Source organism: Dellaglioa kimchii (genome assembly GCF_046115505.1).
Taxonomy (GTDB): Bacteria; Bacillota; Bacilli; order Lactobacillales; family Lactobacillaceae; genus Dellaglioa; species Dellaglioa kimchii.
In genome coordinates this window covers 23020-35502 of record NZ_CP170737.1, presented here as the reverse complement: position 1 = coordinate 35502, position 12483 = coordinate 23020, and the positions used below count along the sequence as shown (strand labels likewise).

The 12483-nt window shown below is 37.2% G+C and carries 16 protein-coding genes and 1 pseudogene; 9 read left to right on the top strand and 8 right to left on the bottom strand.

What is annotated here, in order from left to right:
* Positions 1-10 precede the first annotated feature (10 nt).
* Positions 11-1342, top strand: coding sequence for an NAD(P)/FAD-dependent oxidoreductase (locus tag ACE83Q_RS07700; protein WP_123808998.1), 1332 nt, complete (start codon positions 11-13; stop codon positions 1340-1342).
* Between the two features lie 118 nt (positions 1343-1460).
* On the opposite strand, the gene ACE83Q_RS07695 is transcribed toward ACE83Q_RS07700, so the two are convergent.
* Both ACE83Q_RS07695 and ACE83Q_RS07690 read right to left on the bottom strand, forming a co-directional pair.
* Complete coding sequence (locus ACE83Q_RS07695; RefSeq protein WP_407137648.1) at positions 1461-1817, bottom strand: type II toxin-antitoxin system YafQ family toxin; 357 nt, start codon at positions 1815-1817, stop codon at positions 1461-1463.
* The gene (locus tag ACE83Q_RS07690; RefSeq protein WP_003586674.1) at positions 1817-2095 is read right to left on the bottom strand and encodes a type II toxin-antitoxin system Phd/YefM family antitoxin; all 279 of its coding nucleotides are present in this window, start codon (positions 2093-2095) and stop codon (positions 1817-1819) included. Before ACE83Q_RS07690 ends, ACE83Q_RS07695 begins: the two co-directional genes overlap by 1 nt.
* A gap of 147 nt (positions 2096-2242) precedes the next feature.
* Between ACE83Q_RS07690 and ACE83Q_RS07685 the strand changes: the two genes are divergently transcribed.
* Positions 2243-2494 carry an IS3 family transposase gene (locus ACE83Q_RS07685; RefSeq protein ID WP_002816285.1) on the top strand — a complete coding sequence of 84 codons (252 nt, stop codon included), beginning with the start codon at positions 2243-2245 and terminating at the stop codon, positions 2492-2494.
* 5 nt (positions 2495-2499) lie between these two features.
* A complete protein-coding gene (locus tag ACE83Q_RS07680) occupies positions 2500-3390 on the top strand; it encodes an IS3 family transposase (protein WP_094515893.1) in 891 nt (296 codons plus the stop codon).
* Between the two features lie 40 nt (positions 3391-3430).
* On the opposite strand, the gene ACE83Q_RS07675 is transcribed toward ACE83Q_RS07680, so the two are convergent.
* From ACE83Q_RS07675 to ACE83Q_RS07665, 3 genes are all read right to left on the bottom strand, one after another.
* Entirely contained in the window at positions 3431-3622 is a 192-nt protein-coding gene (locus tag ACE83Q_RS07675) for a hypothetical protein (protein WP_409022851.1), read from the bottom strand.
* Positions 3623-3649: 27 nt separating this feature from the next.
* Positions 3650-4201: a tyrosine-type recombinase/integrase gene (locus tag ACE83Q_RS07670; protein ID WP_409022850.1), complete on the bottom strand. Its 552-nt coding sequence runs from the start codon at positions 4199-4201 to the stop codon at positions 3650-3652.
* Between the two features lie 292 nt (positions 4202-4493).
* Positions 4494-6425 (bottom strand): heavy metal translocating P-type ATPase, encoded by a 1932-nt coding sequence (locus tag ACE83Q_RS07665; RefSeq protein WP_409022849.1) that lies wholly within the window; start codon positions 6423-6425, stop codon positions 4494-4496.
* Between the two features lie 298 nt (positions 6426-6723).
* Here ACE83Q_RS07665 and ACE83Q_RS07660 point away from each other — a divergent pair, with 298 nt between their 5' ends.
* On the top strand, positions 6724-7038 hold the full coding sequence (locus ACE83Q_RS07660) for a helix-turn-helix transcriptional regulator (RefSeq protein WP_031274120.1): 315 nt from the start codon (positions 6724-6726) through the stop codon (positions 7036-7038).
* 50 nt (positions 7039-7088) lie between these two features.
* On the opposite strand, the gene ACE83Q_RS07655 is transcribed toward ACE83Q_RS07660, so the two are convergent.
* Positions 7089-7631: a type III toxin-antitoxin system ToxN/AbiQ family toxin gene (locus tag ACE83Q_RS07655; RefSeq protein ID WP_409022848.1), complete on the bottom strand. Its 543-nt coding sequence runs from the start codon at positions 7629-7631 to the stop codon at positions 7089-7091.
* Positions 7632-7826: 195 nt separating this feature from the next.
* Between ACE83Q_RS07655 and ACE83Q_RS07650 the strand changes: the two genes are divergently transcribed.
* The 3 genes and pseudogenes from ACE83Q_RS07650 (at position 7827) to ACE83Q_RS07640 (ending at position 9662) form a co-directional block, all read left to right on the top strand.
* Positions 7827-8519: a Crp/Fnr family transcriptional regulator gene (locus ACE83Q_RS07650; protein ID WP_011666808.1), complete on the top strand. Its 693-nt coding sequence runs from the start codon at positions 7827-7829 to the stop codon at positions 8517-8519.
* Between the two features lie 97 nt (positions 8520-8616).
* Positions 8617-8790 (top strand): annotated as a pseudogene (locus ACE83Q_RS07645) (transposase); the annotation flags it as partial.
* 386 nt (positions 8791-9176) lie between these two features.
* Positions 9177-9662, top strand: a complete 486-nt coding sequence (locus ACE83Q_RS07640; protein WP_010276755.1) for a VIT1/CCC1 transporter family protein — start codon at positions 9177-9179, stop codon at positions 9660-9662.
* A gap of 810 nt (positions 9663-10472) precedes the next feature.
* On the opposite strand, the gene ACE83Q_RS07635 is transcribed toward ACE83Q_RS07640, so the two are convergent.
* Positions 10473-11063 carry a site-specific integrase gene (locus ACE83Q_RS07635; RefSeq protein WP_004912641.1) on the bottom strand — a complete coding sequence of 197 codons (591 nt, stop codon included), beginning with the start codon at positions 11061-11063 and terminating at the stop codon, positions 10473-10475.
* Between the two features lie 60 nt (positions 11064-11123).
* Here ACE83Q_RS07635 and ACE83Q_RS07630 point away from each other — a divergent pair, with 60 nt between their 5' ends.
* Positions 11124-11474: a type II toxin-antitoxin system RelE/ParE family toxin gene (locus ACE83Q_RS07630; protein WP_004912644.1), complete on the top strand. Its 351-nt coding sequence runs from the start codon at positions 11124-11126 to the stop codon at positions 11472-11474.
* Positions 11471-11755, top strand: coding sequence for a helix-turn-helix domain-containing protein (locus ACE83Q_RS07625; RefSeq protein ID WP_004903734.1), 285 nt, complete (start codon positions 11471-11473; stop codon positions 11753-11755). Before ACE83Q_RS07630 ends, ACE83Q_RS07625 begins: the two co-directional genes overlap by 4 nt.
* 235 nt (positions 11756-11990) lie before the next feature.
* Here the strand turns inward: ACE83Q_RS07625 and arsC are convergent, their stop codons facing one another.
* The gene (gene arsC, locus ACE83Q_RS07620) at positions 11991-12407 is read right to left on the bottom strand and encodes an arsenate reductase (thioredoxin) (RefSeq protein ID WP_010276791.1); all 417 of its coding nucleotides are present in this window, start codon (positions 12405-12407) and stop codon (positions 11991-11993) included.
* Positions 12408-12483: the final 76 nt, after the last annotated feature.

The window sequence follows — 12483 nt, the reverse complement described above, 5'->3', positions numbered from 1 at the left end:
GAAGCTATAAATGAAGTTTGACTACGTTGTTATTGGCAGTGGGCCATCAGTTTATCGTTTCCTATTGGGAATGCAGAATAGCGGAAAGAAAATCGCGGTTGTTGAAAAGAATCGGTTTGGCGGAATTTGCCCTAACGAAGGCTGCGAACCCAAGATTTTCTTAGAAGGAGCAGCACGAGCAACCTTAACTTCAATGCGTTTGCAAGGTAAGGGAATTACTCAACCAGCTAAGCTTGACTGGAAAGAACTTATTCAGCAAAAGAATAAGGCTATGGCGTCATTCCTAAATAATATGCAAAGTATGTATGAAGGCCTGGGTGCGACTACCATCAAGGGTGAAGCATCATTTGTTGATCAACATACCATTGAAGTTAATAATAAAAAAATCACTGCTGATAATTTTGTAATCGCAACCGGAAAAAAGCCGCATCCTCTTAACATTCCTGGCCACGAGTACCTACTTACTAGTACTAACCTTTTTGAACTCGAAGATACTCCAAAGAACGTCGCAATTATCGGAAGTGGTTACGTTGGTATGGAATTTGCTACATTGTTGTCTGCTGCCGGGGTTAAAGTAACAGTTATTGTCCGATCCGGCCAACCACTAGAGGGATTTTACAGCCAACACGTTCATCAGTTAGTTGATGAAATGAAAAACTCACTTGGTATTAATTTTATATTTAACACAAATGTTACAGCTGTTACCGAAGCACAAACTGGCTATGAGGTTCAATCAGCTAACGGCAACCTTGGCACTTTTGATAAAGTTATTAATGCCAGTGGTAGAGTTCCTGAAATTAATGCATTGAAACTTGATAATGCTGGTGTAGAGTACAGCAACCGCGGAATTAAAGTTGATAAATATTTGACCACATCAGCAAATAACATTTACGCAATGGGCGATATTGTTGATAAAACCGCACCAGCATTAACCTCTACGGCACAGTTTGAAGCAGACTACTTAAGTGCCTTACTTACTAATAAAACAACTGAACCTCTTAGGTACCCAGTAATTGGAACCGTTACGTTCACATTCCCCCAACTCGCTCAAGCTGGAATTAGTATTGATAAAGCAAAGGAAGACAGTAATTATTCAATTAAAGATATTGATATTACTCAAGGTGACTTTTTTTATGCTGGAACAGATGATCACGCACGATTATCATTAGTCTTTGACAAGCAAAATCATCTCGTGGGCGCTGCTGAAATTAGCCAAACAGCAGTAGATGATATCAATTCACTAATTCCTGTTATGGCAATTGATGTTGATCCAGAGGTTTGGAAAGAAAAGATGGTAATGGCTTTCCCTGGTTTAGCATATAAAATTAGAACATTAATTTAACAACAAGAGGGTCTATTTGTGATAAATCGCCCCTCGAAAACATTGAAAGAATAGCCCCCAATATCTATAATGTAGATATTGGGGGTTATTTGTTTTTATATGTTATAAATGACTTCTCTTATTCGTCATTTTTTCGATACCTTTTGGAACGATTTTGACCAGGAAATAAACGATCATGCGATCCGACTCGAATGCCAATTAAGACTAGTTCATCTGTATCAATCGTATAAACCACCAGGACATCGTTAGTTTCGCTTGGTGTTTTGTTTTTCGGGGTATCTCGTAAGTGAAATTCATTATAACCGCTCATTCGCCGATTAAGCTCATGATCTTCAAATTCTGATGGTAATTGTTGTTGCTCAAGCAACAGGTCAATGGCTGCTCGAACTTCATCAATAATAGATTTATCTAAACTGGCTAACCGTTTTAGATCAGCATTAAAGGTTGCACGTGGTTTAAACCTTAGTTTTTTCATTATTTAAACTGACCCCAATAATCATCATCTGATTCAACAATTTCATCGTCAGGTAAAACATGGCGTTTAATTAACTGATCACGTGCAATTGCATATTCTAACGAACCTTCTTTAGCTTTTAATGCTCGTTCTAGCCAGTCCATTTTTTCTTGTGAAACGATTGCTACTGCGCGACTATTTGAACGAGCAATATAAACGGTTTCGTCTTCGTCATTAACTTGATCTAAATATTTTTTTAGGTTAGCGCGAAAATCGCTCTGTGTTAGTGCTAATGTCATATTTACCACCCTTTCATTGTACTTAATATTGTACTTTAATTTGTACTAAAAATCAATTTTTTAAGGTGGATGTAAGCTGATTCCTGAGACAACTTTTAAGAGAGGGTATAATGAATAAATCGTCTCTCAAAAGGAAGGAATTTTTACATGCCAACTCGTTACGACAAAGAATTCAAACAAAACATTATCAACCTATATAAGCAAGGCGAATCAGCTGCTCAACTGGCCAGAGAATATGGCATTGGCTATTCAACAGTTCATAAGTGGATCCAGGGCCAGGCCAAAACTCAATCCGGTAAATCGCCAGACGAAATCAAAGCGATGGAAAAGCGACTGGCTTCGCTGTCTGAGGAGAACGAAATCCTAAAAAAAGCCCTGGGCTTCCTTGCGCAGAAGTAACCAATATCTTTGATTACATTCACCAAGAAAGCCATCACCACCAGGTAACCAAGATGTGCCGAATCCTCGGTGTTTCCAGAGCTCAGTATTATCGTTATCGATCCCCCAAACCTTCAAAACGCCGGGCCGAAGATGCGGACTTGAAACAACGGATTCTGCGGATCTTTGCGGAATTTAAGCAGCGATACGGTGTTATGAAGATCCACCATGAATTGAATCTGGAACTTCAACCACTGCAGCTTCGGTGCAGTCCACGACGGATTTCCCGGCTCATGAAGGAACTGGATATCCACTCCGTTACCGTCAATAAGTGGAAAGCGGCTTCGGCTTCCAAAACCAAGGTTGAACAGCGTCCCAACTTGCTTAAGCAGGATTTCTCGACCACTGGTTTAAATCAAAAATGGACCGCTGATATGACCTATATTCAAACGAAGCGTAATGGCTGGTGTTACTTATCAACCATCATGGACCTGCACTCACGACGGATTATCGGTTATTCGTTCTCAAAAAAGATGGATACTGATTTAGTCTTAAAGACCCTTGAAAGCGCGGTTAAAAATCGAACCATTACTGGGGACCTGATTATCCATACGGATTTAGGATCACAGTATACCAGCGATGATTACAATCAACGTTTAACTGAGCTACATATCCGCCACTCATACAGCCGTAAGGGTTGTCCGTATGATAATGCGCCAATGGAATCCTTTCACGCTTCCCTCAAAAAGGAATGTGTTTATCCAGTGCCGGTCTTTGAAGATTATGAAACTGCTGCTGCCGTCCTTTTTGAATATGTGCATGCTTTCTACAATAGGAAGAGAATTCATAGTTCACTGGGCTACCAGACCCCCTTACAAGTTGAAATTGCAACACTTACGAGCCAAATGGCCGCCTGATTTAATGCTTTCCAGGGTTCAAATAAGTTATTAATCGCGATTAATGATTTATTTGAGCTGTGGAAGGTAAACGCGGTTCTGAATGTCTCTTAAAATCTGTCTCAAATATTGACTTCAATCCAATAACAAGAGCGATTAAGTACACAAAAATTGGAATAACTAAAAGAATAATAATTGATAATACCGGATGAGTAAGAATTATATTTTTTACATATGCACTCATTTTTTTCATTACACTTTCTCCTTAATTAATATAGATTTAAAAACCGAGTCTAAAATTTAATAACGTCTCGCTAATTTCGTCTTCATTAATCCCGATATAGCGCTTCGTGATTTTTTCACTGCTGTGACCGAAGATTTCCATGAGTGTGGCCACGTCTTTGGTTTTCTTGTAGTAATGGTAACCAAAGGTCTTGCGCAGCGTGTGCGTGCCGATATCGTCCCGATCTAATAATGCGGCGACCTTTTGAAACATCTGATAGACCGTATTGACTTCTAAATGACCGCCTTTAGTACTGGGAAACAAATAATCTTCTGGCTTCAGGTCTTTCGTGTAGTCCTGGATCAACTCCTGCAGGCTGCTTAAATATAAAATGCGTGTTTTTCCGGTTTTTTGCTCCACAATACGTGGGTTTTTCGAGGAAATCACGTCTTTTTTCTTTAATTTCACGATATCAGACATGCGTAAACCGCTATTAATGCCGATCAAAAACAGAAAAACGTCGCGTTCGGCGTTTTTATTGCGCCTTAAACAAAATAAAAAGTCGTTGATTTCTTGCTGCGTTCTTAATGGTTGGACGTTATACGTCATTGAAAATGGCTCTCCTCTCAAAAAAACGATACATGATTTCATTCAGTATACCACGAAATCATGTATTGGAGGGGGTTATCAAAAAAGAACCCTATAGATATAGGATTCTCGATACACGATTTTATACAATTTCATGTATCTTATATTCAACCCGCGCCACAAGAGTATGGTTGATATATCATTTTGACTTTGAACATCTAGATAAATATAAACAAGTAATAGAGATAAAAAATGTAGTGTAATCCTTAATTATCTCTATTACTCGATTAATTTGAAGTTGTGCAATCATTCTTTAGACTGCCTTTAGCAATCGAAGTCCATTCAAAATAACAACCAAAGTACTTCCTTCATGAATAATGACACTGATTGCAATATCCGTTAAGCCTAAGAAACTAACGACAATTAAAAAAGCAACAACGGCCATTGAAAAAATAATATTCTGCCAAATAACACGGTTCATTTTCGAAGAAATATTATGAGATTGTACCAATTTAGATAAATTGTTTTGCATTAAAACTAAATCAGATACCTCTACTGCCACATCAGTCCCATCTCCCATAGCGATTCCCACATCTGCATTAACAAGAGCAGGAGCATCATTTACACCGTCTCCAACCATGGCGGTCACGCCGTATTTTTCTTTTTGTTCGTCTATAATTCTGGATTTGTCTTCCGGCATGACATTCGTAATCACTTCATCTATTCCTAATTGTTTAGCAACCGCTTTTCCCGTCATTTCTGAGTCACCAGTAATTAATGTGGTGTGTATACCTTGTTTCCTAAAATATTCAATGGTTTCTTTAGCATATTCACTCGGAACGTCCATAAGGGCAATAAGGCCTATAACCTCTTCATCTACTGCTACGTATACGACTGTCTTACCTTCTGATGCCCATTCATTATTTAAACGACTATATTCATCTGAAACATCATCAAACGAAGTCGGTTTTCCTATACGATAATTTCTCCCTTTGTAATCTCCCGTCAATCCTTTACCAATTTGGTTTTCTACTTCAATAGTTAGTTTGTTTTTTTGCTCAAACTTTCTTAGAATAGCATCTGCTAAGGGGTGATTGGATTCTTTTTCAAGAGCTACTACGATATCAATCATGTTTTCTTCGTTCACGGAATCAGCAAAATAATAATTGGTTACTTCAGGTTTTCCTTTGGTCAAGGTGCCCGTCTTATCAAATGCAATTGCTTTAATATCGGCTAATTGAGACAGGTAAGAACTACCTTTTGAAAGGACTCCTTTTTTGGCTAAATTAGAAGTCGTCGATAGCGTTGCCGAGACAGTAGCTGCTGCTAAAGCACACGGTGAAGCTGCAACTAAAAGGACCAATCCTCTATAGACACTTTGTGACCATGTCCAATCAAGTAGAAAAGGAGCCAATAACATGAATAGAGGAATGGCAATTAAAACAACTGTGACATATTTCGGTTCAAATTTTTGGATAATACTCGCAGCTTTTGTTTGGTTATCTTGGTTCTGATTCACTAATTGTAAAATTTTTGAAAATACTGTATCTTTGTTTTCTTTGGTGACTTTCATCGTGAAGGTACCTGTTCCATTGATTGTACTCCCGAAGACGCCATCTCCTTTGGATTTCTCTTTCGGGATACTTTCTCCATTAATAGACGACTCATCAATGGATGTAGATCCAGACAAAATGACGCCATCAATAGGTACTTGATCGCCATTCAACACTTGAAGTTGATCTCCCACTTTTAATTCACTGACATCCACATTTTTTGTACTACCATCAGGCAGGATTAACCGGGCAGTCGTTGGATTCATTTCGAGTAATTTCGTTATTTCTCGTTTGCTTCTTCCTTCTGCATAATCTTCCAAAAAATGTGCGCCAGAAAAAATAAGAATCAATAATGTTCCTTCCCAAAAATTCCCCATCAAAGAAGCTCCAATTGCCGCTAATCCCATTAAAATATGAGAATTAGGTATGAACTTTTTTTGTGCTTTTGAATTCTCAATTGTTTCTCCAAGGCCTTCAAGAAGAATAACGTGATACCCGGCACTGATTGTAGCGATTGAGAACAAAACATTTTGTACCAACTGATAATCTTCATTCAAAAATAGAGCAATCACTGCTAATGCTAAACCAACAAAGTACAAAACGACTGGCATTTTCCCATGATCATGGTCGTGATCGTGGTTGTGATTATGATTATGCTTTTCTTGAGACTGTTGTTCTTGGATAGTTTTCACTTCTATTGCCTCCCTATATAATTTATAATTCCTTTGTTTTCCATCATTTACTTCTTGAATCACATAAATTTCTGCTATTTCTGACTCCTTTCGTTTATTCCAAAAGTAAATCGTAATGAATCCACTTTACATATGACTAATTAATCATATGTTTGTATACTCATTTTATATCGCTATATAAATTTTGTCAAGATAAAGAGAACGCCACTTCTCTTTTATAAACAAAAGATTAGCATTGTTTCGCTCATATGGTAATATAGATATGAACGAAAGGTCATATGAAAGGAATAAAAACACTATGGATATAAAAACAACTTCTCCAATCGATAAAGGATCTATTCTGTCAATAAGCAAACTATTTAAGGTGATTAGTGATCCTACACGATTGTCGGTTCTCTTTCTTTTACAGAAAAAAGAGTGTAGTGTTGGAAATATCGCTATTTCTCTGGACATGGAACAGTCCGCTATTTCTCATCAATTAAAAACGTTGAAAGACGCACGCTTAGTGAAATCAAGAAGAGAAGGAAAAAGTATGCTTTACAGTTTAGATGACCTTCATGTTTTTAGTATTCTCGAACGAGTCTTAACTCATGTTAATGAATTAGAAAAATAAAACCAATTAGTATGTAGCATACAAACTTAGGAGGTTTTTAAATGTCAAAATCAGATAAAGACCATAATCACTCGAATCAGAATCAACCGAAAAAGAATATTAAAATTGCTTTCTTCATAAATCTTATTTTCTCGGCTCAACATTTTTTCATGGCTTTCAGGCTCCTCACAAATACATTTATGAACTATGCCGGCTGACTTCATAATGTCTCTTTTCTTTCGCTTGCAAATAAAGTATTCCTGATTTAATAAGTGTTTGTAGTAAGTATCTGAAATATTATCAATGTCAATTTCTTTACATAAATTCAGTGGAACAGGGATCATATTGTTAATATTTAAAACAGCAAATAAGTGTCCATCTTTTTCTATCTTTTTAAAAGTGATATTTTCAGACATTCGATTATGCTTCGGCTTTGGTGATGAAAGAGGAACAAAATAATTTGTACCGTTAATTTCTAATATGATACCCAAATACGGTTTATCATGTTCTCCATGGTGGTATTCTACTTTTTTATCTATGCTATGTAATTGATTTACATAATCTGTATCGATATTGTATACCCTAGTGGTTTTTTGTTTTGGTACATGATACATTGCACCAATGGGTCACGCCGTGACATGGCAATTTATCATTGTATGATCACCTTCAGTGAGAGCATGTCATGCAGAACGCTATCCTCTGGGGCAAGCTGGTGTGAGATTAACCACATAAAATACAACGAAAAAAGATGATCTTATACTTAAAAAATGGACAATTTATAGATAACGATTAATTAGGAGGAAAACGGTATGGCAAACCATAATCATCATAGTCATGTAGATTGTATACGTTTAGTGCCGATTTTCAATCATCTCAATGATGAACAAATGCGTCTAATTGCTCAATCAGCGAATGAAGTACAATACGTAAAGAATGAGCTATTATTTAGGTTTGGTGATAAAGATGACACATTATATATCATAAACAATGGACGTGTACGTATTTATAGCCTAAGTGAGTCTGGTCGTGAGCAAACTATACGCATCCTACATCCTGGTGATTTTATGGGGGAAGTTGCTATTTTACAGACTGAAAGTTATCATTCGAATTATGCTGAAGCAATATCGGAAACAAGTATTTGTAGGATTCATAAAAAGAATTTAGATCAATATTTAGATCTCTATCCAGAAATCATGCGACGAATATTATCGGATATTACAAAACGGCTACAGTTATCAGAAAAACAAACTGTGCAAGTCAGTACTGAACCTGTTGAAGCTCGAATTATTGATTTTCTATCAGAAAATGTTGAAGATGAAAAAAACCATACTTATGTGACTTTACCCATGTCAAAAAAAGATTTGGCTACTTACCTGGGGACAACTCCAGAAACAATAAGCCGTAAGTTCTCATCATTGGAAGAGAGAGGTCTAATTAAACGGCATACCCAAAAATGTGTTGAGATATTTGATTTAGATGAATTATTATTTGTATCAAGTTAAGTCGATTTATACTTAAAAATAAGGATATCGTTTTAAATGATGAACATGGCGGTAGACAGTTCATCGTCACTAACCTAAGTCTTCCACAAAAAGACATCGTCCGTGTTTACCGCAAGCGCGCATGTGGATCTCAGTAATTGCATCAAACTTGATGCGGTTGATGAAGAGTATTGCGTTGGACGACCAGCAACAATCGTGGACAATCAATACCTTTCGAGACCGTTTGTTAAAAATCGGTGGACGTGTGTCACTAAGCACGCCCGCAAGGTGATTTTGACGTTAGATAGCCGCATCCAAGAACAATTCGATGGTCTGTTCTGGCGAGCTTGGGAACGACTAAATGCTTTGTGGCAATAAAACAACGAAGTAGATTTTCAAAAAAATAGCAAAATCTGGCTGGCTTTAGTGTTCCTATTTTTCTCAAAAAACGCTCAATCGAAAAAATACCCTGAAACTGTGCCAAGGTACTGGCAGTTTCAAGGTGTTTTATCGTATTTTACTGATTTAGCTGTGGTTAAAAATTTAGTGCATGAATAATCCGGGTTTTATTTGTTTCGTTTTTGAAACATTTTTAATCCGATGTGAAATTACCGATAATTGGTCACTTTTTTCTTATATATTGGTTTTATCACCACTGAGAGAAACTGGAGAAAATAAATGAAAAAACACGTTTCAGCCATCGTCTACGGTGGCTTAGATGGCATTATCACGACGTTCGCAGTCGTTGCTGGATCGGTCGGTGGTAACGTTTCAAACATCGTTATCATCATTTTGGGATTCTCAAACTTATTAGCCGATGGCTTTTCAATGGGGGCCGGTGCCTACCTGTCAGCAACATCGGATAACAATCAATCAAAAAGTAAAGCATTGGCAGCTGGTATCGCGACATTCATTTCGTTTAACGTCTTCGGTTTAATTCCACTAGGTGCCTACTTAATTACAAATGCGCTCATTCACGACAAAGACATCGCCTTTCCAATCGCCTTTGTCATCGTCGGTGTCTCTTTGGCGTTGCTAGGCTGGGTGAAGGCCAACCTGTCAGAGCAGAAAGTAAGAACAGAAATTCTACGCACACTTTCTGTCGGGTACGTCGCTGCAATTGTTGCTTATGGCGTTGGTATCTTACTGAATTATTATTTGTAGACAAAAAAACACCTTGAATATTCAAGACGTTTTTCTTTTTAGATATTTAGTTATATGGTAATCAGTTATAGATTATTTAAGTCAAACAATCCTCGATGCTTAGCTTCTTCTTTAGCTGCGTTCATTAAATCAGCAGAGTATAGCGCATCAGGGTGCTTGCCTGTCGATTCGTTAGAAATAATCCGGGTAAAATTTTAAATCATATTTTTAGAACACCTTTAATTGAGTCGACCTGTAATAGCTAACCATGTATACAAAGAAACGATATGTTATATTACGTCATCGAAAATGGTGTCCTTAGGGAGTTACTTTTAGTGGTTACCAACACGCCTGCTGACAAAAAACACTTTTTTGTAAAGAAAACCCCAAACAGGTGAGTAAATCTGTTCGGGGATATCTAGAAAGACGCTCTATGGTCGAGAAAAGTGAGATGGTGTAGAACTTAATACCCGGATTATTCATCAAGACAAACAAAAACCCGCTGAAACAGCAAGTTAATACCGTTTCAGCGGGTTTTGCGCTTTCACCCGTTGGGTGAAAACCATAGGAGCTCTTTGTTATGATATTTTGTTAGTGAAAAACAAACCAAATACTCAAAAATTGGAGCGTCTAAAATTATGACTCAAAAAGTATTACCTAGCAACCCTTTATTTGCAGTTTCAGACAATGGGGCACCAATTACCTCGGATGGTGGCAACGTGTAATGATGTTGTCTAATTGTGCCTTAGTAATCCTAGTCATTAAAAATACCTCCATAGTGGCGTCAAAATGAACAAATACGTGCTAATTTAGGGAGATTAGTTGGCGTTATTACCCAAAATCAATTTGATCTAACATTGTTTCGCGACTTGCTTGATCTAACCCCAGATAAGTAAGCGTCATAGCCTCACTCGAATGATTCAATAAGTGCATGACTAAACCAATATTGTAGTTTGACTGTGTATAGACGCGGTAAGCGCCTGTTTTACGCATCGTATGTGTGCCTAGATAGTTGATACCTAATAGATCACCAACGCGTGCCATCACCTTATAAAACTGCTTATCTGTTATATGTCGATCTGGATGGGACGTTGAGGGAAATAACCAATCCGAAGTGATATTCTGTTGGACTAGCCAATCATGATATTGCAACAAGTCTTGTTGCACGGGCTTTAAATATAACGTGTTCGCTTTACCTGTCTTTTTATCATGAATAAAGGCCGTGTTTTTAACAGACCCATCGGGATTATAGACATCCGATTTCTTTAACGTCATCACATCACTCACCCGCAGTAGAGTGGCTTTGCCAACTTGAAAGATAGTGTAGTTGCGGCGACCCGCCCGAAAACTATCTAATAAGGTGTCTTGCACCATTTTTAAGACGTTGGAGTCTTTGATGGGGAGGACAATTTGTTGCACCATTAGCTACTCCTTTAAAGTTAATAATTTGATTGATGATAGCGCATCTGCTATCATGTTGTTATGGAAAAATTTGAGTTTGATTATTACGATTGGGCTGAATTTGAACAGTTCTTAGATCAATTACCTGATAAAGATGCTGCTAAATTAATTGCAACCATTCAAAATATTGAAAATAATGGCCTCTTAGTGGCGGAAAGACAATTATGGGTAAAAAAGCTAGAAAATAATCTCTATGAAATTCGTTCTAAACGATCTTCAAACATTCAAAGGGCTCTTTACTTTCAAGTCAAAGGTAGTCAATACATTATTACTAACGCTTTCACGAAAAAAACGCAAAAGACACCTGAAAATGAAAAGAAAATCGCTCGGAATAGACGCAGTCAGTATTTGAATAAGGAGGAAAATCAATGAGTAAACTTGATGCATACGTTGCTGAACGTAGTAAAAAAAATCCTGAATTTGCACAAATTGTTGAGCAAGAAAATATTAATTTAGAGGTAGCAGTGAAAGTTCGTGACCTTCGTGCAAATATGGGATTGAGCCAACGTGAATTTGCCAATTTGATTGGTAAACCACAATCAACGATTGCACGCATTGAAAATGGTTCGATGAATGCTTCAACAAAAATACTATCTGAGATCGCCCAAGCAACAAACCAACGTTTGACCATTCAATTCAGTCCAGCATTTTAAGATCTATTATAACATTAAACAAAAAAACAGCCCCCATTATCTACTAGTCAGATAATGGGGGCTGTTTTAATAGTCTTTTCGAGGGGTCATTATATAATTATAGTCCCTCAATGGAAGGGCATTTTAGTGAGTGCCTAGTCACATATCTAGCTCATAACCAAAGCCCTGGTATTTTCCTTAGAAGTCAATAAATTAATTGGACTGTTTTACTGCGGCACTATATGGCGTTTTTTTATTAATGAACGTAGTTATTCAAACTTGTAACTAATTTTTTAATTTCGTCACGAACCTTACGGAATTCTTGTAGTTGTTCTTCTAAAGTTCCTGTGGCTTGCGCTGGGTCAGATAAAGGCCAGTGTAAACTCTTGGTTTGAGGGGGAAGCATAGGACATTTATCCTTGGCATCACCACATAAAGTAATAACTAAATCTGAAGTGTTCAAATAATTTAGATCAATTAATTTAGAGTAGTGGCTACTAATATCTACTCCATCTTCAGCCATAACTTTAACAGCATTTAGATTTAACCCATGAGTTTCAATCCCTGCACTCTCGATTTGAAACTCATTTGCCGGCAATATTTTTTTTGCATATCCTTCAGCCATTTGACTGCGACAAGAATTTCCTGTACATAAAAAATAAATTTTTTTCATTCTAAACCACCTATAATTTTAATTTGTATAACACCATAAACTTAAATGCAATGCTTCCATCAACATAGGTGTATAA

Bases quoted from the DNA above. Each gene is read 5' to 3' on its own strand.
- ACE83Q_RS07700 (WP_123808998.1), top strand. From the start codon at position 11: ATGAAGTTTGACTACGTTGTTATTGGCAGTGGGCCATCAGTTTATCGT.
- arsC (WP_010276791.1), bottom strand. From the start codon at position 12,407: ATGAAAAAAATTTATTTTTTATGTACAGGAAATTCTTGTCGCAGTCAA.
- ACE83Q_RS07630 (WP_004912644.1), top strand. From the start codon at position 11,124: ATGGAAAAATTTGAGTTTGATTATTACGATTGGGCTGAATTTGAACAG.
- ACE83Q_RS07660 (WP_031274120.1), top strand. From the start codon at position 6,724: ATGGATATAAAAACAACTTCTCCAATCGATAAAGGATCTATTCTGTCA.
- ACE83Q_RS07640 (WP_010276755.1), top strand. From the start codon at position 9,177: ATGAAAAAACACGTTTCAGCCATCGTCTACGGTGGCTTAGATGGCATT.
- ACE83Q_RS07695 (WP_407137648.1), bottom strand. From the start codon at position 1,817: ATGAAAAAACTAAGGTTTAAACCACGTGCAACCTTTAATGCTGATCTA.
- ACE83Q_RS07650 (WP_011666808.1), top strand. From the start codon at position 7,827: ATGGCAAACCATAATCATCATAGTCATGTAGATTGTATACGTTTAGTG.
- ACE83Q_RS07685 (WP_002816285.1), top strand. From the start codon at position 2,243: ATGCCAACTCGTTACGACAAAGAATTCAAACAAAACATTATCAACCTA.
- ACE83Q_RS07635 (WP_004912641.1), bottom strand. From the start codon at position 11,063: ATGGTGCAACAAATTGTCCTCCCCATCAAAGACTCCAACGTCTTAAAA.
- ACE83Q_RS07690 (WP_003586674.1), bottom strand. From the start codon at position 2,095: ATGACATTAGCACTAACACAGAGCGATTTTCGCGCTAACCTAAAAAAA.
- ACE83Q_RS07670 (WP_409022850.1), bottom strand. From the start codon at position 4,201: ATGACGTATAACGTCCAACCATTAAGAACGCAGCAAGAAATCAACGAC.
- ACE83Q_RS07675 (WP_409022851.1), bottom strand. From the start codon at position 3,622: ATGAAAAAAATGAGTGCATATGTAAAAAATATAATTCTTACTCATCCG.
- ACE83Q_RS07655 (WP_409022848.1), bottom strand. From the start codon at position 7,631: ATGTATCATGTACCAAAACAAAAAACCACTAGGGTATACAATATCGAT.
- ACE83Q_RS07625 (WP_004903734.1), top strand. From the start codon at position 11,471: ATGAGTAAACTTGATGCATACGTTGCTGAACGTAGTAAAAAAAATCCT.